The organism is Microbacterium sp. NPDC089695 (genome assembly GCF_044749085.1).
Lineage (GTDB): Bacteria > Actinomycetota > Actinomycetes > Actinomycetales > Microbacteriaceae > Microbacterium.
This window is the reverse complement of the sequence record NZ_JBIVHG010000001.1, coordinates 1,878,358-1,903,904: the sequence shown is the minus strand read 5'-3', so window position 1 is coordinate 1,903,904 and position 25,547 is coordinate 1,878,358. Positions and strand designations below refer to the sequence as shown.

The window sequence follows — 25,547 nt, the reverse complement described above, 5'->3', positions numbered from 1 at the left end:
GCGGGGAGCGGGTCAGATGCCCTGCCAGGACGGCTTGTTCGCGAAGGTGTAGCGGTAGTAGTCGGCGAGCTTCAGTCGAGAGGCGGCTGCTTCGTCGACCACGACCGTGGCGTGCGGGTGCAGCTGGATCGCGGATCCGGGAAGGATGGCCGACAGCGGCCCCTCGACGGCATCCGCCACGGCCTGCGCCTTGCCCTCGCCGAACGCGAGCAGCACCAGGTGGCGGGCGCGCAGGATCGTGCCGAGTCCCTGGGTGATGCAGTGCCGGGGCACGTCGTCGATCGTGTCGAAGAAGCGCGCGTTGTCTTCTCGCGTCTGCTCGGTGAGCGTCTTGACGCGCGTGCGCGAGGCGAACGACGACCCCGGCTCGTTGAAGCCGATGTGCCCGTCCGTGCCGATGCCGAGGATCTGCAGGTCGACGCCGCCCGCACCGTCGATCGCGCGCTCGTAGTCGTCGCCGGCGTGCTGGATGGTCGCCTCGGCGCCGTTCGGCACGTGGATGCGGTGGGGGTCGAGTCCGAGCGGCTCGACGACCTCGCGCGTGATGACCGAGCGGTAGCTCTCGGGATGCGCGGGGTCGAGGCCCACGTACTCGTCGAGCGCGAAGCCGCGCACCCGCGAGACGTCGCGACCGGACAGCTGCGTCCGCAGCGCCTGGTACACCGGGAGCGGGGTGGACCCCGTGGCGAGGCCGAGCACGGCGTCGGGGCGCCCGTCGATCAGCTCGACGATCTCGGCGGCGACGAGCGCGCCCGCCGCGGCGGCGTTCTCGACGATGACGACTTCAGCCATGGGTGACGGTCTCCTTGAGGGGTGTGGCGGCGCCGACCAGGGCGGCTCCGAAGGCGGCGGCGGGTGATCCGGCCGGAAGCAGTTCGATGCGCTCGTCGAGGTGCAGGGACCGCATGAACGCCGAGGTCTCGGCGCCCGAGCGGAGAGCAGCGCGGATTCCGCTCTCGAGCCGGTCGCCGAGCGCGGTGAGCCCGCCGCCGACGATCACGCGCTCGACGTCGGCGGAGAGCACGAGAGCGCGCACGGCCGCCGCTGCCCCGTGGAACAGGTCGGCGCGGAGCGCGAGGGCGCGCTCGTCACCGGCATCCGCGGCGTCGAGGATGTCGCGCACGGGCAGCGATCCGGGACGGTCCCAGGCGCGGGCGAGGGCTCCTCCGCCGCAGAACGTCTCGATGCAGCCCCGCTGGCCGCAGCCGCAGAGGCGCCCGGCCGGGTCGACCGAGAGGTGCCCGACCTCGCCCGCCGTGCCGCGGGCGCCGCGCCAGATCTCGCCGTCGACGACGATCCCCGCCGCGACCCCGGTGCCGAGGTTCAGGTACGCCATGGAGCCGCGGATGCCGCGCAGCGCCGCCGCTCCCAGGGCCGCGGCCTTGACGTCGTTCTCGACGCGCACGGGCGCCCCGAGGCGCCGGGCGACGAGGTCGGCCAGGTCGAGGGATTCGACGCCGAGGTTCACGGCATGCAGCACGCGTCCGCTCACGGCGTCGACGAGTCCGGGGATCCCGATGCCGACCGACTCGATCGCCGTGACGTCGGCGCCCGCCTCGGCGACGAGCTCGGTCACGGCCGCGACGACACCCTCGACGACGGCGGCCTCGCCCCAGCCGGTGGGTCGGCGCAGCCGGGCCAGGAGGTCGCCGCCCGGCGTGATCGCCACGGCGTCGATCTTCGTTCCGCCGACGTCCAGGCCCACTCGAATCCGCCGCCCCGCGAGGTCGGCCACGATGGCATGCGTCATCGGGTGGAGCTCCCGTCCGCGCTCGGATCGGTCGCGTCGCTCACGACACGCCCAGCTGGCCGGAGAGCACCATGACGGCGGCACCGCGCAGCACGATGTCGTCCTGCAGAGTACGCCGGATCACGACGTCCTCGAAGACGCCCTCGAGCGTGCGCGCGTGCAGCGTGTCGACCGCCGCATCCACGAGCACGCCGTCGAGGAGGTCGCCGGGGCCCGAGAGCACGACCTCGGAGAGATCGAGGGCCGCGACGATCGGGGCGATCGCGATGGCCATGCGGGTACCCGCGTCGCGCAGGATGTCGTCGCGCGCCTCGGGCTCGGCCGCGATCGCCGGGCGGAGCCTCGACTCGTTCAACCAGGCTTCGAGACAGCCGTCCTTGCCGCACGCGCACCGCGGTCCGCCGTCGGTCCCGACCACGACGTGGCCGATCTCGCCGGCGGCGAAACGGCTGCCGAGCAGGGGTTGGCTGCCGGTGATGAGGCCGGCGCCGACACCGCGGCCGATCTTGATGAGCATGAAGTCGGCCTTGGCCTCGCCGAACGTGTACTCGGCGAGCACGGCCGCATTCGCGTCGTTGCGCACGAGCACCGGGAGGTCGAGGTCGATGCCGAGCTTGGCCTCGAGGGGCAGGTTCGACCAGCCGAGGTTCGGCGAGCTGAGCACGACGCCGTCGGGGCGCACGACACCGGGCGTGCCGATGCCCACGCCCAGGACGGGCTGGGTCGCGACGGCCGCGAGGGCACGCGCGAGATCGAGCAGCGCGGCATAGGCGGCGTCGCCGTCGGCCGTTTCGGGTCGTGCGACCTCACGGCGCTCGAGCACGTCGCCGTCGAGGCTGAGCAGTGCGCCGACGAAGGCCTGCGGACCCGAGAGGTCGATGCCGATGATCTGGTGTCCGACGCGGTCGATGTCGATCAGGATCGGCGGCTTGCCTGGACCGACCGTCTCGCGGACGCCCATCTCGATGACGATGCCGTCGGCGATGAACTCCGCGACGAGGTCGGAGATCGTGACACGGGTGAGGCCCGTCTCCCGTGAGAGATCGGCTCGGCTCATGGCGCCGGCGTGGTAGAGGGTCTGCAGAACGAGGGCGCGGTTGTGGCCGCGCGCGTGCTCGGGCAGCACCTTGGTGCGGGAGCGCAGGTGGCGCGCCGGCCCGAAGGCGTGCGCGCTCGCGCCGACGTGCTCCGACGCCATCGACGGACGCGTGTCATCCGATACGGACATGTTTGTTAGTAGACCTTACGAACAAAAATTGTGCAACCCCTGCGCGGCGCGACGCCCGCAGGGTTACCGAAACGTTACATTACGGGACAGGTGAGCCGGGAGCATCCTCCGCCCGCTCGACGAGGCGGGCGACGAGGCCCTCGACGACCGCCTCCCGCGCCGCTCGCGTGAGCGGCTTCCCCGGCACCCCGGGGCGCCTCTGATCCGGTGTCGGTCCGTCGAGAGGACGATACCGCACACCGCGATCAGCCAGCCGACGAAGGTGCGTCGGCAGCCGTCGGCCGAAGCCCTCGAACGGAGGCGGGTCACCGCCGTCCCAGAGCCGCTCGGCCACCGCGGCGAGGCGCGGGAACATCGCGAAGTCCACGCGGTCGCGGGTCGGGAGATGCTCGGTCCACACGTTCGCCTGGCCGCCGACCGCGCCCTCCTCCACGCGGAGGGTGTACACGTGTTCGATCGGCAGCGGCGGCCCCACCCTGATCGGCTCCTCCGCGGAGTCGGACTGCGGGTAGTCGAGATACACCTCGAGGTCGGGGCACGCGATCACCGGGATGCCGCGGCGCAGCGCCTCCCGCATCGCGACGGGCCCGCGCCAGGCGAGGATCTCGACGCCCTCGGGCACCTCCCCCTCGAGCACCTCGTCCCACGCCAGCGCCGTGCGTCCGTGTGAGCGCACATGCGCCACGAAGTGTGCGGTGAACCACGGCTGCACGTCGTGCGGGGTCTCGAGGCCCCACTCGCGCATCCGCTCCGCCGCCGCGGCACTCTGCGCCCACTCCGTGACGGGCACCTCGTCTCCGCCGATGCCGATCCACGGCGAGTCGAACACGGCGCACAGGGCGTCGATCGCCGCCCGCCCGAAGGCCAGCGACTCCTCGGTCGGCGCGAGCGTGCGCGGGTTCACGCCGAACCGATCCCAGGGCGCCGTCACCGGCTCGCCGACGTCGGCGTTGCCGAGCTCGGGGTACGCGGCCAACGCGGCCTGCACATGCCCCGGCAGCTCCACCTCCGGCACCAGCGTCACGAAGCGGTCGGCCGCGTACGCGACGAGCGCGCGCAGCTCGGCGTCCGTGTAATGCCCCTCGTGCACGCCGGGCTCGACGGTCGCGAGCGGGCCGTGACCGCGCTGGGTCGACGTCCGCCGAGCTCCGACCTCGGTGAGGCGCGGGTAGCCGGGCACCTCGAAGCGCCATCCCTGGTCGTCGGTGAGGTGCAGGTGCAGCACGTTCAGGTGGTGATCGGCCAGCAGGTCGATCAACCGCCGCACGTCGTCGGCAGGGCGGAAGTGCCGGGCGACGTCGAGCATCGCCCCGCGCCACGCGTACGCGGGGGCTCCCGTCCACGAGCCCGTCGGGATGCGCGACGAGGCCGCTCCCGGCTCACGCAGCTGCCGCAGCACGGTCGCGCCGCGGAACACGCCGGCGGGCGACGCGCCCTCGACCGTCACGCCCTCGGCGGTGACGGCGATGCGGAACGCCTCGGACGCGACGCGATCGCGCGCGAAGGGCTCGGAGGCGAGCGACTCCTCGACACGGAGCGTGATCGCCGGCGCGGAGGATGCCGTGCCGTCCGCACCCGGCCGCCGCAGACTCGCCGCGCTGGCGGCGAGCGCGTCCGGCGCGTGCACCGGGGTCGCCGCCGACCAGTGGAAGGGCTCGGCGAGCGGATCGATGTCCGCGTGCGCATGAGGGACGGTCGCGCGGTGCGCGGGCGGCGGCATGCGCAGTGCACGTCCGGGGGTGACGCCCGTGACCTCGCCGCCTGTCACGACGGGCACTCCCCCGACCAGCACCTCGACGATGCCCACGGGCGGTTCGTGCGGCGCGTCGAACGTGGCGCCCGCGGCGATGGCGTGAGGGTCGAACAGCACGAGGTCGGCGGTCGCTCCGTCGCGGATCACGCCGCGCGGCGCGTCTCCCCGATCGAGCCCCAGTCGCGCAGCCGGCGTGCCGGCGAGGTGGCGCACGGCCTCTTCCAGCGACAGCACGCCGAGTTCGCGCACGTAGTGGCCGAGATAGCGAGGGAAGGTGCCGCGTCCACGCGGATGCGGGCGGGCGCCGATGAGGATGCCGTCGCTGCCGCCGCTGTGACTCGGGTGACGCATGATCTCGCGGACGTTGTCCTCGTCGCCGATGTGCATCAGGATGCCGGTCGCCCCGGCATCCCGGAGGATCGTGTCGAGCACGACGTCGACCGCACGTCGCCCACTGGCCTCAGCGATCTCGGCGACCGTGCGTCCGACCAGGTCGCCGAGCGCGGGGTCTCCGGTGCCCGCGATCTGGATCGCCGACCAGTCGGCGCGCTCGCCGTGGAACCCGTCGCAGCCGATCTCCTCGAGCTCGACGCGCACGGCCTCGCGCCCGTCGGCGTCCAGGGCCGCGATCGTGGCGAGCAGGTCGCCCGATTCCGCGAGGCGGCTCGGCAGCAGCGCCGCGAGGGTCGTGGCACCGGGCAGGTAAGGGTACGTGTCGAGCGTGACCTCGACGCCGTCGGCGAGCGCCTCGTCGACCAGTGCCAGCAGTTCGGCGGCTCGCCCCCGGTTCGGCGCGAAGTTCATGGTGGCGTGCGTGAGGTGGATCGGGCAGCCCGTGCGGCGCCCGATGTCGAGAGCCTCCCGATAGGCGTCGAGCGCCGCCCCGCCGTAGCTGCGGGTGTGCGGCGCCCAGTACCCGCCGCGTTCCGCGACGACACGGCACAGGGCTTCGAGCTCGGCGGTGTCGGCGTACATGCCCGGTGTGTACGTGAGCCCGCTCGACATGCCGAACGCGCCGTCGTCGAGCGCATCGCCGAGCAGGGCGCACATGGCGGAGATCTCGGCATCCGTGGCCCGGCGGTTCTCGTGTCCGACGACCATCATGCGGAGGTTGCCCTGCGGCACCAGTACGGCCGCGTTGGCCACGGCCGCATCGTCGAACGCGCGCAGCAGGTCGTCCATGCGCCGCCACGGCACCGATGCCGCGGCGCCGTTCCACCCCGCGATCTGCGCGGGCACCACAGCGGCCGCTCGATCGTCGAGGGGTGCGTAGCCGAGTCCGTCCTGGCCGACGACCTCGGTCGTGACGCCCTGGCGGATCTTGGCGGTGTGCGCGGAGCCCTCGAGGATCGCGAGCTCGCTGTGCGCATGCATGTCGATGAAGCCGGGCGCGAGCACGAGGCCCGACGCGTCGACCTCGAGCGCGGTGTCGGGGAGCTCCGGCGCGGTCTCGTCGTCGCGCACGATCGCGACCACCCGCGCGCCTTCCACGAACACGTCGGCGTCGTAGCGGTCGGCCCCCGTGCCGTCGACCACGGTGGCGCGGCGGTAGACGCGCACCGGCTTCTCACTGCTCAGAAGCATGTCGCCACCGCTCCGATCACGCGCGGGTCCGCAGCATCCGGGTCGTCGATGATCGCGACCACCCGCCACTTGTCGAACGCGGTGCAGGGATGCGAGAGCCCCAGCCGCACGACGTCGCCCGGGGCGACCGAGGCATCGTCGGCGAGCGCGAGGAAGGCGTGCTGGTCGTTGAGCGCGGTGATCGCACCCTCGACCGACTGCGGAGTCGGCAGATCGATGTCGAAGGGGACGTCCCGGCGTCCGGCGTCCAGCAGCGCGAGGCCCGGCTCCGGCTGCGAGACGACGCGGCTCCACGCGTGCATCGCCGAGCGCAGCCGCTCGGTGCCGGTCAGCGGCCCGAACGGGGACATGCGCGAGTAGAAGCCGTCGTCGTGGATCTGGAACGCCCCCGAGCGCAGCACCACGTCGGCGCCGTCGCCGTGGGGCGCGAGCATCGCCGCGGCACGGTCGGGGAAGGCGCTCCCTCCGGCACTGAGCACGGGGCGGATGCCGTCGGGATAGGTCAGCCGGGAGTGCAGCGCGACGAGGGTGCCGAGGTAGGCGTCGACCGCCGCGACGGAGGAGTCGCTCCGATCGGGGCCGAACGGCCCCTCGTACCCCGTCACTCCGGCCAGACGGAGACCGGGGGCCGCGGAGATCGCTGCCGCGATCCTCTCCCCCTCGTCCACAGTGCGTGCGCCGGTGCGTCCGCCGTCTCCGCCGAGCTCGACCAGGACGTCGAGCGGTCGCGGAGCATCGGCGAGCGCGGTCGCGAGGATCTGCACCGTGGCGACGGAGTCGGCCCAGCACAGGATGCGCAGTCCGGCGTCGGCGGCGAGCAGTGCGCCGAGCCGGGCCGCGGCGGCGGCGTCGGCGACGGCGTTGGCGATGAGCACCGTGCGGACACCCGCCTGCACCGCGACCTCGGCCTGCCATGGCGTGGCCACGGAGATGCCCCAGGCACCGGCGTCGAGGAGCCGCTGCCACAGTGCCGGCGCCATGGTGGTCTTGCCGTGCGGTGCGAGGAGCACCCCCTGCGCGCGCGCCCAGCCGAAGACGGTCTCCTCGTTGTGGGCGAGCGCCGACTCGTGCACCGTCAGGACGGGCGTCACGAGGTCGGAGAGGTGCAGCCCTGCGGCCGGGACCTCCGAGAGCGCGAGGCCGGCCGCATGGGCCGGAAACCCCTTCGTCCACGAGCCGAGCACGGGATCCGGAATTTGTAGAGGCATCTAACAAGGCTACTAGGCTGGACGCATGACTTCGAAGACCCGCGTCTCGACCGACGCCGCCCCCGCTCCCGCCCACACGTTCTCGCAGGGCGTCCGCAAGGGGCCGTTCGTGCAGGTCTCCGGCCAGGGACCCGTCGACCCCGTGACCAACGAGTACCTGTTCCCCGGCGACGTCGCGGCACAGACGACCCGCACGCTCGAGAACGTCAAGGCGATCGTCGAGGCCTCCGGAGCGACCTTCGACGATGTCGTGATGCTGCGCGTCTATCTGACCAAGCGCGAGGACTTCCCGATCATGAACGACGCGTACGGCGCATTCGTCGAGGCCCACACGACCGGCGGAGTGCTGCCGTCGCGCACGACCGTGTTCACCGGGCTCCCGCGCGAGGAGATGCTCGTCGAGATCGACGGGATCGCCATCGTCGACTGACGACCCGCCCGGAGACGCGCGTTCCTGACCGTTGCCTCCCCGTTATCAGCGATCCCGTACCATGGGATGTGATAAGGCCACGTGAGAACCGGGGGGTGAAGTTCGTGACCGATCTGATTTCAGCGCAGGATGCGAAGACCGAGAAGCTGACCGAGGCGGACACCGCCCTCGACGGTCAGGATTCGGGCGGCGATCAGCCGCTCGCGTGGGCGCCCATCGAACCCGCGCCCAAGAAGAAGCGCCTCGGTCTGTGGATCGGCCTCGGCGCGGGCGCCGTCGTGATCGCCGCCGGCGCCGCATCCATGATCCTGATCGCCCCCGGCACGACCGTCGCCGGCATCCCGGTCGGCTGGCTCACGCCCGGCGCGGCCGCCGACGCGATCAACGCCCACGTCGCCGAGACCACGGTGACCCTCACGGGAGCCGGCGACGACATCGTGCTCACCGGCTCCGACCTCGGCGCGTCGATCGACGCCACCGCCCTCGCCGACCAGGCCTTCGCCGCGCACCCGATGTGGAACCTCGGCGCGTGGATGGGCGAGCCGATGTCGGGAGACGTCGCCCTCGATCCCGCGACGGCGGACTCCGCGCTCCGCGCTGCCGTGCCCGCGAGCTTCGACGACCCGGTCGACGCCGGAGTGGTCTACGACCCGTCCACCACAGCCTTCGTCATCACCCCCTCCGAGACCGGCACCGGCGTCGACCTCGACGCTCTGGGAGCGGCGTTCGCCGAGACCGTCGCGGGCGGCGGTAAGACGCTCGAGTTCCCCGGCGGTCCCGCCGAGGCGATGCCGACCGTGACCGACGACGATGCGACGACCCTCGCGACCTCGCTGAACACCATGCTCCGCTCGATCGGCTTCTACATCGGCGACGAGCGCACGGTGCCGGTCGCCCCCGGCACCGCGGCATCGTGGTTCACGATCCAAGACGGCGACGACGGCCTGCAGATCATCGCGGATCAGACGGCGATCCAGGTGACGGTGGACGCGCTCCCCGCCGCCGTGGACCGCGCTCCTGTCAACGCGACCAACATCGTCGACACCGCCGGCAACGTCCTGCGCACCGAGGCCGCAGGGCTCAACGGCCGCGCGATCGGCGACACCTCGAACCTCGCATCCGACGTCGCGCAGCAGCTCGAGGCCGGCGAAGGCGTGTTCCCCATCGAAGTGACCGAGACGCCGTTCGAGTCGGTGAACCTGGTGCGCACGATCGACGTGAACCTCAGCTCGCAGACCGCGACGCTGCTCGAGAACGGCGCGGTCGTGCGCTCGTGGAAGATCTCGTCGGGCAAGGCCTCGACCCCGACCGACGTCGGCAACTTCAAGGTCTACGCGCACGTGCGCATGCAGACCATGAAGAGCCGCGAACCCGACGGGTCGATCACCGAGACGCCGAACGTCCCGTGGGTGACGTACTTCAACGGCGACGAGGCGTTCCACGGCACGTACTGGCACAGCAACTTCGGCAACCGCATGAGCCACGGCTGCGTGAACATGCCGATCGACGTCGCGAAGTTCGTCTACGAGTGGGCGCCCGTCGGCCTCGAGGTGTCGGTGCACAACTGAGTCGAGTCCCGCAGCCGCACGGATACGACGAAGGGCCGGATGCTGCAGCATCCGGCCCTTCGTCGTGCAGGTCTCAGCTCAGGGCGTCGACGATGCCGTTCAGCGTGGCGGACGGGCGCATGACCGCGGCGACGAGGGCGTCGTCGGGGCGGTAGTAGCCGCCGATCTCGACGGCCGACCCCTGCACCGCGTTCAGCTCCGAGACGATCTTCTCCTCGTTCTCGGAGAGGGTCGCCGCGACCGGCGCGAAGGCGGCGGCGAGCTCGGCATCCTTCGTCTGCTTCGCGAGCTCCTGCGCCCAGTACAGACCCAGGTAGAAGTGGCTGCCGCGGTTGTCGATCGTGCCGAGGGCGCGGCCCGGCGAACGGTCCTCCTCGAGGAACGTCCCCGTCGCGGCATCCAGCGTCTCAGCCAGCACGCGCGCCTTCTCGTTGCCCGTGCGGTCGGCGAAGTGCTCGAGCGAGGCCGCCAGCGCGAAGAACTCGCCCAGCGAGTCCCAGCGCAGGTAGTTCTCCTCGACGAGCTGCTGCACGTGCTTCGGCGCGGACCCGCCGGCACCTGTCTCGAACAGACCGCCGCCCGCGAGCAGCGGCACGATCGAGAGCATCTTGGCGCTCGTGCCCACTTCGAGGATCGGGAACAGGTCGGTGAGGTAGTCGCGCAGCACGTTGCCGGTCACGGAGATCGTGTCGAGGCCGTGGCGCATGCGCGCGAGCGTGTAGCGCGTGGCCTCCTCGGGCGCGAGGATCGTGATCGTCAGGCCCTTGGTGTCGAGCGTCGCGAGGCCCTGGTGCACCTTCGCGATGATCTGCGCGTCGTGCGAGCGGTTCGCGTCGAGCCAGAACACCGCGGGCGCCCCGGTCGCACGGGCACGGCCGACCGCGAGCTTGACCCAGTCCATGACCGGGATGTGCTTCGTCTGCGTCGCGCGCCAGATGTCGCCGACCCCGACCTCGTGCTCGATCAGCACGGTGCCCTCGCTGTCGAGCACCTGCACGATGCCCGGCGCCGCGATCTCGAACGTCTTGTCGTGGCTGCCGTACTCCTCGGCCGCCTGCGCCATGAGGCCGACGTTCGGGACGGTCCCGATCGTCGCGGGGTCGAGCGGACCGTTCGCGATGACGTCGTCGATCACGGCCTGGTAGACGCTCGCGTACGAGGAGTCCGGGATCACGGCGAGGGTGTCGGCCTCGCCGCCGTCCTTGCCCCACAGCTTGCCGCCGTTGCGCACGAGAGCGGGCATCGAGGCGTCGACGATCACATCGCTCGGGACGTGCAGGTTCGTGATGCCCTTGTCGGAGTTCACGTACGAGAGGCGCGGCCCCTCGGCGATGGCCTTCGCGAACGCGGCCGCGATCTCGTCGCCGCCCGCGATCGCCTCGAGGCCGGAGAGGATCGATCCGAGGCCGTCGTTGGCGTTCAGGCCGGCCGCGGCGAGCTGCTCGCCATACTGCGCGAACACATCGCGGAAGAACGCCTTCACCACGTGACCGAAGATGATGGGGTCGCTGACCTTCATCATGGTGGCCTTGAGGTGCACGGAGTAGAGCACATCGTCGTTCTTCGCCGTCTCGAGCGTCTCCGCGAGGAACGCGTCGAGATGCGAGGCCGAGAGGAAGGTCGCGTCGATGATCTCGCGCGGCAGGACCTTGAGTCCCTCCTTGAGCACGGTGACGGTGCCGTCGGCCGCCGTGTGCCGGAAGCTCAGGACGTCGTCGTGCGCGGCGACCCAGGAGCGCTCGTTGTGCTTGAAGTCGTCGTGACCCAGCGTCGCGACGCGGGTCTTCGAACCCTCAGCGAAAGGCTTGTTGCGGTGCGGGTGCTTCTTGGCGTAGTTCTTCACCGCGAGCGGGGCGCGACGGTCGCTGTTGCCCTCGCGCAGCACGGGGTTGACCGCCGAGCCCTTGATGCGGTCGTAGCGGGCGCGCACGTCCTTCTCGTCGAGCGACGAGGGCTCGTCCGGAAAGTCCGGCACGTCGTATCCCTGCGCCTGCAGCTCGGCGATCGCGCCCTTGAGCTGCGGGATCGATGCCGAGATGTTCGGCAGCTTGATGATGTTCGCCTCGGGGAGCGTGGCGAGCCCGCCGAGCTCGGCGAGCGCGTCGCCGACCTGCTGCTCCGGCGACAGCTTCTGCGGGAACGCGGCGAGGATGCGTCCGGCGAGCGAGATGTCACGCGTCTCGACCTCGATGCCCGCCTGACCCGTGAAGGCCTGGATGATCGGGAGGAAGGAAGCCGTGGCGAGAGCCGGGGCCTCGTCGGTGTAGGTGTAGATGATGGCGTCGTCGGTCACCGGGAGGTTCTCCGTTCACGAGGGCAGAATTGTCTCGATACCAAGATACCTGAGCGGTCCGTCGGCCTGAGAAATCGCCCGGCCCCTGGGTGCGGGGCGCCTGGAGGGGTTAGCCTGTGTTCATGTCCGAACTGCGCATGGTCGAACTCTCCGCTGCGACGATCGTCGCCGTGAACAACCTGTCGCTCAAGCCCGGACAGGAGCAGTTCCTCGCTCCGGTGTCCTACGGCATCGCCGCGACCGTCATCAACCCCCAGACATCCTGGCAGCGGGTGGTGCTCGACGACGATCAGGTCGTCGGTTTCGTGAGCGCCAACTTCGACCCGGAGGCACCCGAGGAGCACTTCCAGTCGGTGCTGTGGCGGGTCAACGTCGATGCCGAGGGCCAGGGCAAGGGCGTCGGCCGCTTCGCGGTCGAGAGCCTTCTCGAAGAGGCACGGCACCGCGGCGTCGACCACGTCAACGTCATCTACGAGGCCGGGGAGGACGGCCCCGAGGCCTTCTTCCTCCGCGTCGGCTTCACGCCGGTCGGCGAGACCGAGTACTCCGAGGTCATCGCCGAGATCCGCGTCACGTCCTAGGACCGGCGGCGGGGTCTCGAATCCCCTCCCCCATCGAGGCCTCGTCGCCCTCGGACGCTCTCTCGGAGAGGTCGTGGGCGGCGCTGGTCACGGATTTGTTGCGAGCCACCACAAAAGTCTTGCGCATATGCGGATCTGCTGTCTATCATCGCTTCAGAGCGCTGGCGAAGCGCTTCGATGATTTGCCCTGACGAGCGACGACGGAGTCCCGATGACGACGATCCATGAGGTGGCCGAGGCCGCCGGCGTGTCGATCAGCACCGTCTCCTACGCGCTCAGCGGCAAGCGCCCCGTGTCTGAGAAGACGCGACTGCGCATCGAGCACGCCGTGCGCGCACTCGGCTACGAGCCCGACGCCGGCGCCCGGATGCTGGCCGGTCGCCGCACGCACATCTTCGCCCTGACCGAGCCGCTGCGCGCCGACACCCACGCCCCCACCCACATGGCGTTCGTGCTGGCGACGGCGGTCGCCGCGCGTCGCCGCGGCTACGACATCCTGCTGCTGACCGACGAGCAGACCGCCGACGGCATGAACCGCGTCGCCGCGAGCCGTCTCGCCGACGCGATCCTCGTCCTCGATGTCGCGCCCGACGACGAGCGCGCCGCGATCGCCCGCTCCGTGCGCACGCCCACAGTCTTCATCGGGATCCCGGACGATCCCGAGGGACTCACCTGCGTCGACCTCGACTTCGACGCCGCCGGTCGGATCTCCGTCGACCGCATGGCCGACGCCGGGCACCGCGCGGTCACTCTCCTCGGGCAGACCGAGGTGTCGTACCGCAAGTCCAACTTCCCGCGGCGACTGCTGCGAGGCGTGGAGGAGCAGGCCGCGCTCCGAGGACTCGACGTCAGCGCGGTCACCACGGGCATGACCACCACCGATCCCGTCGCGGTGCGCGCTGCGGTCTCGGCCGCTCTCGACCGCGGCGATCGCGCCTTCATCGTGCACGCAGCAGACGACGTGCACACCGCGCTCCTCGGTGCACTCGCCGAGTCCGGCCTGCACATCGGGCACGATGTCTCGGTCATCTCGGCAGCCGCATCGTTCGACACCACGGCGCTCCCCGTGCCGGTCGACACGATCCCCCTGGTGCCGCAGCAGTCCTGCGAATTCGCCGTGGAGCTCGCCGTCGCACACCTGGAGACGCCGAGACCCGCGCCGCGCATCCACCTGATTCCGCCGGAGTACCGCGCCGTCGGCTCCGTTCGCCCCGCGCGGGAATGACCCGCCCGCCGACCGATTCCGCATGAGTGTCGTCGAAGCGCTTCGACGACACGACCCGATCACAACTGAACACGACCCAGAGATGTGTCCCGGCCCGAGGGCCACCGAGAAAGGAGTGCCGACGATGGCACGCAAGATCCGCAGGACAACGACGCTGGCCGCCCTGGCCGCGCTGACCGCGACCGGTGTCGCCCTCAGCGGCTGCACCGCCGGCTCCGGAGACGAGGGCGGCGACGGCCAGACGCTGAAGCTGTGGCACTACGAAGGCGCCGACAGCGCGATGGGCAAGGCCTGGGCCGAGGCCATCTCGATCTTCGAAGAGGAGACGGGCGCCACGGTCGAGTTCGAGGAGAAGTCGTTCGAGCAGAGCGGCAAGGTCGGCAGCTTCCTGCGCGCCACCTACTACCTGCCGCAGATCCTCCCGATCGCGGTCGCCGGCATCGTGATCGGATGGATCGTGCGCCCGGGCGGCGACGGCGCCCTCAACCAGATCCTCGGCGCCTTCGGCATCCCCGCCTACGACTGGCTCGGGCAGATGCCCTCCGCCCTCATCGTGCTCATGGTCGTGATGGTCTGGGTGCAGCTCGGGTACCCCGTCGTGGTCTTCATGGCCGCCCTGCAGCGCGTCGACCCGGAGCTGTACGAGGCCGCGGAGCTCGACGGCGCAAACTGGTTCCAGCGGTTCTCCGCCATCACGATGAGCATCATCCGCCCGGAGATCTTCGTCGTGACGCTCACATGCACGATCGCCGCACTCAAGGTGTTCGGACCCGTGTACATCATCACGCGAGGTGGACCCGCAGGCTCCACGCTGGTGCCCGCGTATTACGCGTACCAGGAGTTCTTCACGAAGAGGAACGTCGGCTACGGCGCCACCATCGCGACCGTCCTCACGATCGTCGTGGTCATCGTCTCGATCATCTTCATCCGGGTGCAGAACTCACTCGAGCGCAAGGAAAGGGCGGGTCTGTGATGCACGCCACCACCGCCATCGTCACCGGGAAGCCCGCCAAGACCCGCCCGCGCGGCGGGATGACGAAGAAACGCCCCGTCGACTGGCTGATGCTCGCGCTCGTCGTCATCGGCGCGCTCCTCGTGATCGCCCCGTTCTACCTCGTGCTGGTGAACTCGTTCAAGTCGCCCGTCGACTACGCCACCTCCGGGCCCCTCGCGTTTCCGGAGACCCTCGACTTCGGAGGGATCATCGCCTTCTGGGAGCGGGTGAACTTCCCCGAGAAGGTGTGGAACTCGATCTTCATCTCGGGCGTCGTCGCGGTGCTCGCGGTCGTGATCTCGATGCTCAATGCCTTCGCGATCGGCATCGGCCGCGTCCGCGGACGCTCCTGGATCGTGCTGCTCTTCCTGCTCGCGAACCTTCTCCCCCAGGAGGCGCTGCTCTACCCGCTGTACTACATGTTCAAATCCGTGGGCCTGTATGACAACGTCTGGTCGGTCATCATCGTGTTCACGGTGATCCAGGCGGCGTTCGGCACCTACCTGCTGTCGTCGGTGTACGGCACCTTCCCCAAGGAGGTGTTGGAGGCAGCCGCGCTCGACGGCGCGAGCCGTTGGCAGATCCTGTGGCGCGTCGTGTTCCCGATCAGCCGCCCGACCCTGTCGGTGCTGCTCATCTTCTTCTTCATCTGGACGTGGAACGAGTTCCTCATCCCGCTCACGTTCCTCGCATCCAACGCGAACCAGACGGTCCCCGTCGCGATCAGCGTGCCGTGCACGACGTGCTGACCGAAGCCCGCGGCGCCGACGACGCCGTGCTGTTCGCGCGCTCGGCCACGGCCGGCGGACAGAGCATGCCCGTGCACTGGGGCGGCGACTCCACCTCCACCTACGCGTCTATGGCCGAGACGCTGCGCGGCGGTCTCTCCCTCGCCCTCAGCGGCTTCGCATTCTGGAGCCACGACATCGGCGGCTTCGAGGGCACACCGGACGCGGGCGTCTTCAAGCGCTGGACGGCGTTCGGCCTGCTCGGCTCCCACTCCCGCTTCCACGGGTCGAGCTCGTACCGTGTGCCGTGGGAGTTCGACGAGGAGGCGGTCGACGTCACGCGGCGCTTCACGCATCTCAAGATGCGGCTCATGCCGTACCTCTACCAGCAGGGTCTCGAGGCCGCGCGCACCGGCATCCCGCTCATGCGGCCGATGGCGCTCGAGTTCCCCGACGACCACGCGACGGGGTACCTCGACCGCCAGTACATGCTCGGCTCCGATCTGCTCGTCGCCCCGGTGTTCACGGCCGACGGCACAGTCGACTTCTACCTGCCGAGCGGCGAGTGGACGTCACTGCTCTCAGGCGAGACGGTCACCGGCGGCGGGTGGCGTCGCGAGACGCACGGCTACGACTCGCTCCCCCTGTACGTGCGGCCGGGCGTTGCACTTCCCTGGGGTGCGCGGACCGATCGCCCGGACTACGACTACCACGACGGGCTCCGCATCCGCGTGTTCCCCGGCGGCGAGGGCACGGCGTACGTGACCGTCACGACGCCCGACGGTGTGGCGAAGAAGTACGACGTCGATCTCTCGGAGGTGACGGACTGAGTCACCGGCGGAGGTGACGGACTGAGGTCGGTGCCGCGAGCTCAGTCCTTGGTCGGACGTCTGCGCTCGGTCCACGCGGCGAGCGCAGACGCGGCGGCACCCGCGGCCTTGTCGATCGCCTCGGCGGAGCGACTGAGCACATCCTGCGCCGCGTCCTGCCAGGTCGCCGCCGCCGGGACCTCACCGGCCTGCACCTTGGCTGCGTGCTCGGCGGCCTCGAACGCCCGCTCCAGCTCGGCCACCGCGTCGCGGTAGGCGGAGTACTCTGCGGGAGCGACCGTGGCAGTGGCCGCGTACCGTGCGTCGACCGCCACACTCGCCGCACGTAGATAGGCCGCGGTGGCGGGCTGCTTCACGTCCGTCATCGCCGGATAAGCGATCTGCAGCGCGGCATCCGTCTCGTACCGCATCCAGCGCGCGGTGATCGCGTCATGCTCCGTCTGCAGCCGTTCCAGCGGGCGAGGCGCGGACGCTGCCGGGATCGCCGCCCGCGCGGCACTCACCCGCACCTGCTTGGCGCGGACGTCCGCGATCGCGGCCTTCGCGTCGTTCTCCTTGTCGCGCAGCAACCGCTTCGCGCCGGCCACCTGTTCGGGCGTGGCACGACGGGCACTGCGTTCGGCGGCGATGCGGACGTACTCGGCGCGGGCGAGCTTCGCGGCCATGCGTCGCTCCGCCGCGAGCTGCTGCGCCTGGCGCAGTTCCTGTCGCGCCGCGTCGTAGGCGAGCCGTCGGCCGCTCTTCATGGTGCGCCTCCGCATCGTGATCGCCCCCGCCGCGACCCCGCCCGCAGCCACGGGCGCAATCCACCACCACTCGGCGACGAGCAGCACGGGGTCCATGCCTCGATGCTACCCAGTGCCGGCGGGCAGCGCCTGGGACGCTGGCCCGCCGGCGGCGAGCCCCGGACTAGACCAGGGTCTCCTGCCACGCGGCGTGGAGCTGCGCGAACTTGCCCGTGCCGCCGATCAAGGCGTCGGGGCTGTCGTCCTCGATGATCTCCCCGTGCTCCATGACGAGCACCCGGTCGGCGATCGCGACCGTCGAGAGACGGTGCGCGATGATGATCGCCGTGCGGTCCTTGAGCAGCGTCTGCAGGGCGTCCTGGATCAGACGCTCCGACGGGATGTCGAGAGACGCGGTCGCCTCGTCGAGGATCAGCACCGCCGGGTCGGCGAGGAAGGCTCTCGCGAACGAGATCAGCTGCCGCTGTCCCGCCGATACACGGCCGCCGCGCTTGTTGACGTCGGTGCCGTAGCCGTCGGGCAGCGCCTCGATGAACGCGTCCGCTCCCACCGCACGCGCTGCGGCTCGGATCTCGTCGAGCGAGGCGTCCGGCTTGCCGAGTGCGATGTTGTCGGCGACGGTCCCGCTGAACAGGTACGCCTCCTGCGTGACCATCACGATCGCGCGGCGCAGGTCCTTGGGGTGCAGGTCGCGCAGATCGACGCCGTCGAGCGTGACGGTGCCGACCGACGGGTCGTAGAACCGCGAGATGAGCTTCGCGAGCGTCGATTTGCCGGCGCCCGTCGTGCCGACGAGCGCGATGGTCTGGCCCGCCGGGATGTCGAGCGAGAAGTTCGGGAGGATCGTCTTCTCGCCGTTGTACCCGAACGTGACCTCGTCGAACCGGACGTGTCCGCGCGACTCCCACAGGTCGACCGGCTTCTCGGGGTCGGGCACCGTCGGCACCTCCTCGAGCACGCCCGAGACCTTCTCGAGCGCGGCCGTGGCCGACTGGTAGGAGTTCAGGAACATCGCGATCTCCTGCATGGGCGCGAAGAAGTTGCGCACGTACAGCACCGCCGAGAGCAGCACGCCGACCGTGAGGGCGTCGGTCGAGACGCGGATGCCGCCCCACACCACGACGACTCCGAGCACCAAGGCGGCGACGCCCATGAGCCCGGGCTCGAACGTGCCGAAGAGCAGCATCGAGCGGCGGTTGACGTCGCGGTAGTCTCCCGCGATGTCCTGGAACGTCTTGTCGTTCCGGGGTTCCTTGCGGAACGCCTTGACGGCGCGGATGCCGGTCATGGTCTCGACGAACTGCACGATGACCTTGGCGCTGATCACCCGCGACTCGCGGTACACGAGCTGCGAGCGGGAGTAGAACCAGCGCATCAGGAAGAACAGCGGGATGCCGCCGATCGCGAGGATCAGGCCCGACTGCCAGTCCCAGATGCACAGGGCGATGAAGGTGAACAGCCCGAACAGCACTCCGGAGACGAGCTCGTTCAGGCCGCCGTCGAGCAACTCCCTGATCGAGTCGAGGTCGCTGGTCTGGCGCGAGATGATGCGACCCGACGTGTACGACTCGTGGAACTCGAGGCTCAGGCGCTGCGTGTGCAGGAAGATCCGCTTGCGCAGATCGAGCAGGATCGCCTGCGTGAGCTTCGCGGCGATGATCACGTACCAGGCGATCATGATCGCGGCCACGGCCCCTGCGAGCAGGTAGATGCCGCCGATCATGAAGGTCGGCATCCAGTCGGCGCGCTCGAGCACGGCCGGGAGCGCACGGTCCAGGCCGATGCTGATGAGGATCGGACCCGACACCTGGAGTGCGGTGGAGATCACCAGCACGACCGCGGCGAGCACGATCTGCGGCTTGAGCGGACGAACGAGCGATCCGAGCAGACGCAGCGAGCGGCGCCGGATCGCACGGCTCTCCTCCCGCGTGTACGCGGAGCGGTCTTCGTCCTGGGTTCCGGTGATGGCGGAGCTCATCGCTGCACCTCCTTCTCGGTGAAGAGTTCTTCGTCGTCGGGCGTCTCGTTCCTGATGCCCTCGCGCACGGTCTCGTCGATCTCGTCCTGCGCGTCGCGGATGACGGGGATCGCGCCGGTGCGCGCCGCCTCCTCGGCCTCGAGGCTCGAGATCACGTGCCGGTAGTGCCTGCTCGTCTTCAACAGCTCGGAGTGGGTGCCCACGGCCGTCACCCGACCCGACTCGAGCAGCGCGACGCGGTCGGCGAGTGCGACCGTCGACGGTCGGTGCGCGACGATCATCGCCGTGGTGTCGGCGAGCACGTGGCGCAGCGCCTCCTCGACGAGCGCCTCCGTGTCGACGTCGAGCGCCGACAGCGGGTCGTCGAGCACGAGGACCTTGGGCTTCGCCGCGACGGCACGCGCGAGCGCGAGGCGCTGACGCTGCCCGCCCGACAGGCTGAGCCCCTCTTCGCCGATCACGGTCTCGACGCCCTCGGGCAGCGAGTCGACGAACGCGGCCTGCGCGACGTCGAGCGCCTCGCGGAGGACCCGCTCGGCCTCATCGCTGTGCACGTCGAGGTCGGCGCGCCCGAGCAGCACGTTCTCCCGGACGGTCGCCGAGAACAGCGTCGCGTCCTCGAAGGCCATCGCGATGTGCTGGCGCAGTTCGGCGAGCGGGAGATCCCGCACGTCGACGCCGTCGAGGGTGACGCGCCCGCCGGTCACGTCGTACAGACGCGTCGGCAGCGTGGTCAGCGTTGTCTTACCGCTTCCGGTGAGACCGACGAGCGCCATGGTCTCGCCGGGCCGCAGCACGAGATCGATCCCGTCGAGCAGGTCGCGCTCGTGCGACCCCGCATCCTGGTAGCGGAAGTGCGCGCCCTCGAAGGCGAGCTCGCCGCGCGGCTGGTCGATGTGCACCGGGTTCTCGGGATCGGTGATCGTGTTCGTCTCGGCGAAGATGTCGAAAACACGGTCCGTGGCCGTACGCGCGTCGAGCATGAACGAGAAGAGGAAGCCGATCGACTCGATCGGCCAGCGCAGCACGGTCGCCATCGCGAAGAAGGCGAACAGCTCGGGCAGTTCGATCGCGCCCTGCGAGATCAGCCAGATGCCCGACATCAGGCTCAGCCCGAACGCGATCTGCGGCATGAGGTCGAGCCAGAACCAGATCGACGCGATGGCGCCGGCCTTGCTCATCTCGGTCTCGCGCAGGGTCTCGGCCTGACGACTGAAGCGGCTCAGGGCGTGCTTGCCGCGGCCGAAGGCCTTGAGCACACGGATGCCGTGCACGCTCTCCTCGACGCTCGTCGCGAGGTCGCCCGCCTGATCCTGACTGCGCCGTGTGAGGGCGCCGTAGCGCTTCTCGAAGAGGTACCCCCGGATCCACAGCGGGATCGCGGTGACGATGAAGATCGTGCCGAGCAGCCAGTGCCAGCGGAACAGCAGCACGGCGCCGATCACGATCGTCAGCACGTTCACGACGAGCAGCACGAGTCCGAAGGCGAGCCACCGGCGGATCAGGCCGATGTCCTGCATCATGCGGCTCAGCAGCTGACCGGACTGCCAGCGGTCGTGGAAGGCCACGGGCAGGGTCTGGAGGCGCGAGTAGAGCTCGGTGCGCATCGTGTACTCGACCTGGGTCGAGGGGTTGAGCACGAACTGGCGACGCAGCCAGACCATGAGCGCCTCGCCGAGAGCGAGGCCGAACACGGCGAGGGCGCCCCAGACGATCGCGTCGATCGCACCGGACTGGACGGGGCCGCGGATGATCTGCTCGAGGACGATCGGGATCATCAGCGCGATGACGGCGGCGGCGAGCGCGCTCGCGGCACCGCCCGTGAGGCGCCAGATGACGGGTCGCACGAACGGTTTGAGGCGCCACAGGGCGGCCGGAGTGGAGAGGGAGGACGACGGGGAGCTGTTCGACAGTGAAGGCGAGGAAGACATGTCTCTCAGATGAGTTTCGTATGGAGAAAGGGTGCGGAACGGGGTGGACGGACGACCGGACTCGGGATGAGCCGGGTGGGTCGTGGTCCGGATCGTGTCAGGGTCCGAGGTGCGGCACGCTCGACACCGGATGCCCGGTGGCGGAGGTGCGGCGCGAGGTCGCGAGGACTCCGTGCGGGCGGTGTGAGCGCTAGCGGAGCGGACGCGCCGGGGTCGAGCCGAGAGCGGCGATCTGCGCAGATGCGATCGATGTCATGGTGTCCTCCTCAGGGCCTCGGCGGTGTCGTCCGGTCGGCGCGACAGCCCACCAGCCTATTCCTGTGAACCGGCTGGACGCAAGCCTCATTCCCGATTCGCGTCGCAGGCCCTCAGAACAGCGAGGTCGACTCCCGCGCGAGCAGGCTCTCCTTGACGTCGAGGCCCCAGGCGAAACCGCCCAACGTACCGTCGGAGCGCAGCACCCGGTGGCACGGGACGAACAGCGCCGGAGCGTTGCGCGCGCAGATCGACGCCGCGGCGCGCACCGCGCGCGGGTTCCCGAGGCGCTCCGCGAACGAGGAGTAGGTGAGCGGAGTTCCCGGCTCGATCTCGCGGAGCGCGTCCCACCCGGCGCGCTGCAGTGAAGTGCCGGACTGCGCGACGACGACCGTGTCGATCGCCGTGAGGTCGCCCCCGTAGTACGCGGCGACCGCGGCGGCGGCGTCGGACTCGCCCTCGCGCACCGCGTCAGGGCGGTTCGAGACCGCGAGGCGACCGAGGATCGCCTCGGCGTCGGCCGTCCACCCCGAGGCCAAAACGCGCTGGCGCTCGTCGACGAGCATCGTGAACGCGCCGTCGGGAGTGTCGATGGTCTGGATGAGGGCGTTCATGAGATCTCCTTCGAGAGAGCGGGGAGGGGGGAGGTTGTGGCACCGGTGGCCCGGGCCGAACGTGCAGGCCGCACCGGCGCCGACCGCCACAGGTGTGCGCTGAGGTAGCTGCGCCAGGGCGACACCCTGTCGGCCCACGCCGTGAGAGCGCGGGGTTCTGCTGGCAGCCCGACGGCAGCGGCCCCGGCGCGCAGAGCGACGTCTCCGGGCAGTATGACATCGGGGTCGCCGAGCACCCGCATGCGCACGTAGTCGGCGGTCCACGGGCCGATGCCGGGCATGGCGAGGAGCGCCGCCCGCTGCTCGACGCCGTCGTCGCCCACGGTGAGACGCAGCGAACCGTCGGCCAGTGCGCCGGCGGCTCCGACGATCGCGCGGATCCGCGCCGCCGGACCGCGCAGAACCTCGGCTCCGCGCTCGGCGATCGCCGTCATGGTCGGGAACAGGATGCCGCCGTCGACACGCTCGCCGAGCGCATCCGTGAGCGCCGTGAGCGCCTTGCGCGCGGCGACGACCGTGATCTGCTGCCCCACCATCGCGCGGATCAGCATCTCGTGAGGGTCGGCCGCCCCCGGCACGCGCATGCCCGGCGTACGCCTCACGAGCGGCACCAGCTCCGCGTGCGCGCTCAGCGCCTGATCGATCGCGAGCGGGTCGGCGTCGAGGTCGAAGAGGCGCCGAACGGTCGAGACGAGCGGCGCGAGGTCGCCGAGCTGCGTGACGCGGGCGCGCAGGTGCAGCCGCTCCCCGGCATCCTGACTCACCTCGAACCATGCCGGACCGCCGCTCATCCGCAGGTGTCGCGAGAACGACGACGCGGTCGCCTGCTCGACGCCGTCGACCGCGCGCGCCGACATCCACTGGAAGATGCCGGAGGCGTCGAGCGGCCCGCGGTGGGGCAGCACGAGATCGATCGCCCCGGGTGCGGCGGTCGACGCGAGGCGGCGTCGCGCCCGCAGCTCCCCCGGCGTCAGTCCGAACACCTCGCGGATCGTGTCGTTGCACTGCCGGATGCTCGCGAAGCCCGCGGAGAACGCGACGTCGGACACGGCGAGGTCGGTGCCGACGAGCAGCATGCGCGCCGTGTGGGCGCGGTGCGCGCGAGCCAGGGCGAGGGGGCCGGCGCCGAGTTCGCCCGACAGCAGTCTCGTGAGGTGCCGCGTCGAGTAGCCGAGCCGCGTCGCGAGCCCCGACACGCCCTCGCGCTCCACCACACCCGACGCGATCAGGCGCATCGCGCGCGCCGCGACATCGCTGCGCAGATCCCACGCGGGAGAACCGGGAGCCGCCTCGGGGAGGCAGCGCTTGCACGCGCGGTAACCCGCCTCGTGGGCTGCGGCGCTGGTGGGGTAGAACGTGACGTTCTCGGGCTTCGGCGTGCGCGCGGGGCAGCTCGGACGGCAGTAGATGCGCGTCGTGCGCACGGCCGTCACGAACTGCCCGTCGAAGCGCGTGTCGCGCGCGCTGATCGCGCGATAACGCTCGTCGAAGTCGATCACCGGGAAGCTCATGCCTCCACTCTGTCACGCCCCACCGACACCGGCTGGCGGAAATCGGACATGACTGTGGAGAGGCGTCAGGAGCCCCGCATCAGTGGAAGAAGTGGCGCTCCCCTGTGAAGAACATTGTGACGCCGGCCTTGCGGGCCGCGTCCACGACCTCCTCGTCGCGCACCGATCCGCCCGGCTGCACGATCGCCGTGATCCCGGCATCGATCAGCACCTGGGCGCCGTCCGCGAAGGGGAAGAAGGCGTCGGATGCCGCGACGGACCCCGCTGCGCGGTCGCCCGCGCGCTCGACGGCCAGACGGCACGAGTCGACCCGGTTGACCTGGCCCATGCCGACGCCGACCGTGGCGGTGTCCTTCGCGAGCACGATCGCATTGGACTTCACGGCGCGGCAGGCCTTCCACGCGAAGATGAGGTTCTCCATCTCCCGCTCGTCCGGACGCTCGCCCGACACCAGCTCCCAGTTCTTCGCGACCGAGACGATGTCGTCGGGGAAGCGGTCGGCGTCCTGCAGCAGCAGTCCGCCGGAGACGAGACGCACGTCGAAACGCTCCTGCTGCCAGTCCTCGGGCAGCTGCAGCAGTCGCAGGTTCTTCTTGGCCTTGAAGACCTCGAGCGCTGCGGGCTCGAACGACGGTGCCACGATGACCTCGGTGAAGATGTCCTTGAGGTTCTCGGCCATCTTGAGCGTCACGGTGCCGTTCGCGGCGATCACGCCGCCGTAGGCCGAGACCGGGTCGCACTCGTGCGCGCGCAGGTGGGCGCTCGCGATCGGGTCGAGGGCGTTGGGAGCGGTCGTGGCGATGCCGCACGGGTTGGCGTGCTTGATGATGGCCACGGCCGGCTTGACCATGTCGTACGCGGCGCGCAGGGCGGCATCCGCGTCGACGTAGTTGTTGTACGACATCTCCTTGCCCTGCAGCTGTCGGGCCTGCGCGATGCCGTGCCCTCCGGCGCGCGTGTAGATCGCCCCTCGCTGGTGGGAGTTCTCTCCGTAGCGCAGGGTCGCGAGGCGCTCGGCCTGGATCGTGAGGTGCTCGGGAAGGTCGTCGCCGTCGTTGAGGGTTCCCTCGGCGAACCACGAGGCGACGGCGGTGTCGTACGCCGCCGTGTGCGCGAAGGCACGGGCCGCGAGCTCCCGGCGCTGGACCAGTGCGGTGCCTCCGGCTTCGATCGCCCTGATGATGCCGGGATACGACTGCGGCGACACGACGATCGCGACGTTCGCGTGGTTCTTGGCGGCCGCGCGCACCATGGCGGGTCCGCCGATGTCGATCTGCTCGACGACGTCGTCGCCCTCGGCGCCCGAGGCGACGGTCTCGACGAACGGGTAGAGGTTGACGACCACGAGCTCGAACGGCTCGATGCCGAGCTCGGCGAGCTGGCGCTCGTGGTCCTCGAGACGCAGGTCTGCGAGCACGGCGCCGTGCACCTTGGGGTGCAGGGTCTTCACACGCCCGTCGAGCATCTCCGCCATGCCCGTCACGGCCGCGACATCGGTCACCTCGTGCCCGGCCTCGCGGATCGCCGCCGCGGTCGAGCCGGTCGAGACGATCTCGACGCCCGCGTCGGCCAGCGCCGTCGCGAGCACGAGGAGGTCGGTCTTGTCGCTCACCGAGACGAGCGCGCGGCGGATCCGCACGGTGTCGCGGTCACGGTAGAGCGAGTGGTCGTGGCGGGGGCCGGCCATGGAAGTACTCCTTCAGCGAAAGGGCGTGCGGGATGGATCAGGGGGTCAGCGAGAGCTCACCGGTCGCGATGCGGCGCACCACGTCGATGAGGAGGCGGCGTTCGACGGGCTTGATGCGCTCGTGCAGGCTGTGCTCGGTGTCGCCGTCGAGGATCGGCACCCGCTCCTGCGCGAGGATCGGCCCGGTGTCGACGCCGTCGTCGACCACGATGACGCTCGCGCCGGTCTGATCGACGCCTGCGGCGAGTGCGTCGCGCACACCGTGCGCGCCGGGGAACTCGGGCAGGAACGCGGGGTGCGTGTTGATGAGGCGCGGCGAATGGGCCGCGACGAGCGACGGCGGCAGCAGGCGCATGAGTCCGCTCAGGACGACGAGGTCGGCGTCCCACACGGCGAGCTGACGACCCAGCTCCTCGCCCCACGCCTCGCGGCTCTCGTGCTCGTGCCAGGGCACGGTGAAACTGGGGATGCCGAACTCCTCGGCGTGTGCGAGACCGTCGGCCTGACGATCGGCTCCTACGACCACGACCCTCGCCGGGAAATCGGGATGACGAGCGGCCTCGAGGAGGGCGCGAAGGTTCGAGCCGGTGCCCGAGATGAGAACGGCGACCGTGAGCACGGGGCAAGTCTACCCGGCGCCCCGTGGCAGCCCC

At 70.5% G+C, this 25,547-nt stretch carries 19 protein-coding genes and 1 pseudogene; 7 read left to right on the top strand and 13 right to left on the bottom strand.

The features are described 5' to 3' along the window. Positions 1 to 12: 12 nt before the first annotated feature. The 5 genes from nagB to ACIPYT_RS09150 all read right to left on the bottom strand — a co-directional run bounded on the left by nagB (position 13) and on the right by ACIPYT_RS09150 (position 7,523). Positions 13 to 792, bottom strand: a complete 780-nt coding sequence (gene nagB / locus ACIPYT_RS09170; protein ID WP_401072809.1) for a glucosamine-6-phosphate deaminase — start codon at positions 790 to 792, stop codon at positions 13 to 15. Continuing rightward, positions 785 to 1,750, bottom strand: a complete 966-nt coding sequence (locus ACIPYT_RS09165) for an ROK family protein (RefSeq protein WP_401072807.1) — start codon at positions 1,748 to 1,750, stop codon at positions 785 to 787. Before ACIPYT_RS09165 ends, nagB begins: the two co-directional genes overlap by 8 nt. A gap of 40 nt (positions 1,751 to 1,790) precedes the next feature. Further along, positions 1,791 to 2,978, bottom strand: a complete 1,188-nt coding sequence (locus ACIPYT_RS09160; protein ID WP_401072805.1) for an ROK family protein — start codon at positions 2,976 to 2,978, stop codon at positions 1,791 to 1,793. A gap of 79 nt (positions 2,979 to 3,057) precedes the next feature. Further along, positions 3,058 to 6,315 carry a family 20 glycosylhydrolase gene (locus tag ACIPYT_RS09155; RefSeq protein WP_401072803.1) on the bottom strand — a complete coding sequence of 1,086 codons (3,258 nt, stop codon included), beginning with the start codon at positions 6,313 to 6,315 and terminating at the stop codon, positions 3,058 to 3,060. Further along, positions 6,306 to 7,523 carry an alanine racemase gene (locus ACIPYT_RS09150; RefSeq protein ID WP_401072801.1) on the bottom strand — a complete coding sequence of 406 codons (1,218 nt, stop codon included), beginning with the start codon at positions 7,521 to 7,523 and terminating at the stop codon, positions 6,306 to 6,308. Before ACIPYT_RS09150 ends, ACIPYT_RS09155 begins: the two co-directional genes overlap by 10 nt. 25 nt (positions 7,524 to 7,548) lie before the next feature. Here ACIPYT_RS09150 and ACIPYT_RS09145 point away from each other — a divergent pair, with 25 nt between their 5' ends. Both ACIPYT_RS09145 and ACIPYT_RS09140 read left to right on the top strand, forming a co-directional pair. Beyond that, positions 7,549 to 7,953: a RidA family protein gene (locus ACIPYT_RS09145; protein WP_401072799.1), complete on the top strand. Its 405-nt coding sequence runs from the start codon at positions 7,549 to 7,551 to the stop codon at positions 7,951 to 7,953. 95 nt (positions 7,954 to 8,048) lie between these two features. Then, positions 8,049 to 9,521, top strand: a complete 1,473-nt coding sequence (locus tag ACIPYT_RS09140; protein ID WP_401072797.1) for a L,D-transpeptidase — start codon at positions 8,049 to 8,051, stop codon at positions 9,519 to 9,521. A 73-nt stretch (positions 9,522 to 9,594) separates the two neighbouring features. Here the strand turns inward: ACIPYT_RS09140 and ACIPYT_RS09135 are convergent, their stop codons facing one another. Next, the gene (locus tag ACIPYT_RS09135; RefSeq protein ID WP_401072795.1) at positions 9,595 to 11,814 is read right to left on the bottom strand and encodes an NADP-dependent isocitrate dehydrogenase; all 2,220 of its coding nucleotides are present in this window, start codon (positions 11,812 to 11,814) and stop codon (positions 9,595 to 9,597) included. Between the two features lie 122 nt (positions 11,815 to 11,936). Here ACIPYT_RS09135 and ACIPYT_RS09130 point away from each other — a divergent pair, with 122 nt between their 5' ends. The 5 genes and pseudogenes from ACIPYT_RS09130 to ACIPYT_RS09110 form a co-directional block, all read left to right on the top strand. After that, positions 11,937 to 12,395, top strand: coding sequence for a GNAT family N-acetyltransferase (locus ACIPYT_RS09130; protein WP_401072793.1), 459 nt, complete (start codon positions 11,937 to 11,939; stop codon positions 12,393 to 12,395). Between the two features lie 211 nt (positions 12,396 to 12,606). Continuing rightward, entirely contained in the window at positions 12,607 to 13,620 is a 1,014-nt protein-coding gene (locus tag ACIPYT_RS09125) for a LacI family DNA-binding transcriptional regulator (protein WP_401072791.1), read from the top strand. Positions 13,621 to 13,744: 124 nt separating this feature from the next. Then, a complete protein-coding gene (locus tag ACIPYT_RS09120; protein ID WP_401072789.1) occupies positions 13,745 to 14,593 on the top strand; it encodes an ABC transporter permease subunit in 849 nt (282 codons plus the stop codon). Continuing rightward, positions 14,593 to 15,363: a carbohydrate ABC transporter permease gene (locus ACIPYT_RS09115; protein ID WP_401072787.1), complete on the top strand. Its 771-nt coding sequence runs from the start codon at positions 14,593 to 14,595 to the stop codon at positions 15,361 to 15,363. The genes ACIPYT_RS09120 and ACIPYT_RS09115 overlap by 1 nt, the downstream gene beginning before the upstream one ends. Then, a pseudogene (locus tag ACIPYT_RS09110) lies at positions 15,342 to 16,172 on the top strand (TIM-barrel domain-containing protein); the annotation flags it as partial. The gene ACIPYT_RS09115 and the pseudogene ACIPYT_RS09110, both read left to right, overlap by 22 nt. A 41-nt stretch (positions 16,173 to 16,213) precedes the next feature. On the opposite strand, the gene ACIPYT_RS09105 reads toward ACIPYT_RS09110, so the two are convergent. From ACIPYT_RS09105 to purN, 7 genes are all read right to left on the bottom strand, one after another. After that, positions 16,214 to 17,014: a hypothetical protein gene (locus ACIPYT_RS09105; RefSeq protein ID WP_401072785.1), complete on the bottom strand. Its 801-nt coding sequence runs from the start codon at positions 17,012 to 17,014 to the stop codon at positions 16,214 to 16,216. Positions 17,015 to 17,081: 67 nt separating this feature from the next. Continuing rightward, entirely contained in the window at positions 17,082 to 18,896 is a 1,815-nt protein-coding gene (locus ACIPYT_RS09100; RefSeq protein WP_401072783.1) for an ABC transporter ATP-binding protein, read from the bottom strand. After that, entirely contained in the window at positions 18,893 to 20,827 is a 1,935-nt protein-coding gene (locus ACIPYT_RS09095) for an ABC transporter ATP-binding protein (protein ID WP_401072781.1), read from the bottom strand. Before ACIPYT_RS09095 ends, ACIPYT_RS09100 begins: the two co-directional genes overlap by 4 nt. A 368-nt stretch (positions 20,828 to 21,195) precedes the next feature. Further along, positions 21,196 to 21,696, bottom strand: coding sequence for a methylated-DNA--[protein]-cysteine S-methyltransferase (locus ACIPYT_RS09090; RefSeq protein ID WP_401072779.1), 501 nt, complete (start codon positions 21,694 to 21,696; stop codon positions 21,196 to 21,198). After that, positions 21,693 to 23,207, bottom strand: a complete 1,515-nt coding sequence (locus ACIPYT_RS09085) for an AlkA N-terminal domain-containing protein (RefSeq protein WP_401072777.1) — start codon at positions 23,205 to 23,207, stop codon at positions 21,693 to 21,695. The genes ACIPYT_RS09090 and ACIPYT_RS09085 overlap by 4 nt, the downstream gene beginning before the upstream one ends. Before the next feature lie 79 nt (positions 23,208 to 23,286). After that, positions 23,287 to 24,894: a bifunctional phosphoribosylaminoimidazolecarboxamide formyltransferase/IMP cyclohydrolase gene (purH, locus tag ACIPYT_RS09080; protein WP_401072775.1), complete on the bottom strand. Its 1,608-nt coding sequence runs from the start codon at positions 24,892 to 24,894 to the stop codon at positions 23,287 to 23,289. A 37-nt stretch (positions 24,895 to 24,931) separates the two neighbouring features. Continuing rightward, on the bottom strand, positions 24,932 to 25,513 hold the full coding sequence (gene purN / locus ACIPYT_RS09075; RefSeq protein ID WP_401072773.1) for a phosphoribosylglycinamide formyltransferase: 582 nt from the start codon (positions 25,511 to 25,513) through the stop codon (positions 24,932 to 24,934). Positions 25,514 to 25,547 lie beyond the last annotated feature (34 nt).

Excerpts from the sequence above, each read along its gene's own strand:
- nagB (WP_401072809.1), bottom strand. The coding sequence starts at position 792 with ATGGCTGAAGTCGTCATCGTCGAGAACGCCGCCGCGGCGGGCGCGCTC.
- ACIPYT_RS09165 (WP_401072807.1), bottom strand. The coding sequence starts at position 1,750 with ATGACGCATGCCATCGTGGCCGACCTCGCGGGGCGGCGGATTCGAGTG.
- ACIPYT_RS09160 (WP_401072805.1), bottom strand. The coding sequence starts at position 2,978 with ATGTCCGTATCGGATGACACGCGTCCGTCGATGGCGTCGGAGCACGTC.
- ACIPYT_RS09155 (WP_401072803.1), bottom strand. The coding sequence starts at position 6,315 with ATGCTTCTGAGCAGTGAGAAGCCGGTGCGCGTCTACCGCCGCGCCACC.
- ACIPYT_RS09150 (WP_401072801.1), bottom strand. The coding sequence starts at position 7,523 with ATGCCTCTACAAATTCCGGATCCCGTGCTCGGCTCGTGGACGAAGGGG.
- ACIPYT_RS09145 (WP_401072799.1), top strand. The coding sequence starts at position 7,549 with ATGACTTCGAAGACCCGCGTCTCGACCGACGCCGCCCCCGCTCCCGCC.
- ACIPYT_RS09130 (WP_401072793.1), top strand. The coding sequence starts at position 11,937 with ATGTCCGAACTGCGCATGGTCGAACTCTCCGCTGCGACGATCGTCGCC.
- ACIPYT_RS09125 (WP_401072791.1), top strand. The coding sequence starts at position 12,607 with ATGACGACGATCCATGAGGTGGCCGAGGCCGCCGGCGTGTCGATCAGC.
- ACIPYT_RS09120 (WP_401072789.1), top strand. The coding sequence starts at position 13,745 with ATGGCACGCAAGATCCGCAGGACAACGACGCTGGCCGCCCTGGCCGCG.
- ACIPYT_RS09115 (WP_401072787.1), top strand. The coding sequence starts at position 14,593 with ATGCACGCCACCACCGCCATCGTCACCGGGAAGCCCGCCAAGACCCGC.
- ACIPYT_RS09105 (WP_401072785.1), bottom strand. The coding sequence starts at position 17,014 with ATGGACCCCGTGCTGCTCGTCGCCGAGTGGTGGTGGATTGCGCCCGTG.
- ACIPYT_RS09100 (WP_401072783.1), bottom strand. The coding sequence starts at position 18,896 with ATGAGCTCCGCCATCACCGGAACCCAGGACGAAGACCGCTCCGCGTAC.
- ACIPYT_RS09095 (WP_401072781.1), bottom strand. The coding sequence starts at position 20,827 with ATGTCTTCCTCGCCTTCACTGTCGAACAGCTCCCCGTCGTCCTCCCTC.
- ACIPYT_RS09090 (WP_401072779.1), bottom strand. The coding sequence starts at position 21,696 with ATGAACGCCCTCATCCAGACCATCGACACTCCCGACGGCGCGTTCACG.
- ACIPYT_RS09085 (WP_401072777.1), bottom strand. The coding sequence starts at position 23,207 with ATGAGCTTCCCGGTGATCGACTTCGACGAGCGTTATCGCGCGATCAGC.
- purH (WP_401072775.1), bottom strand. The coding sequence starts at position 24,894 with ATGGCCGGCCCCCGCCACGACCACTCGCTCTACCGTGACCGCGACACC.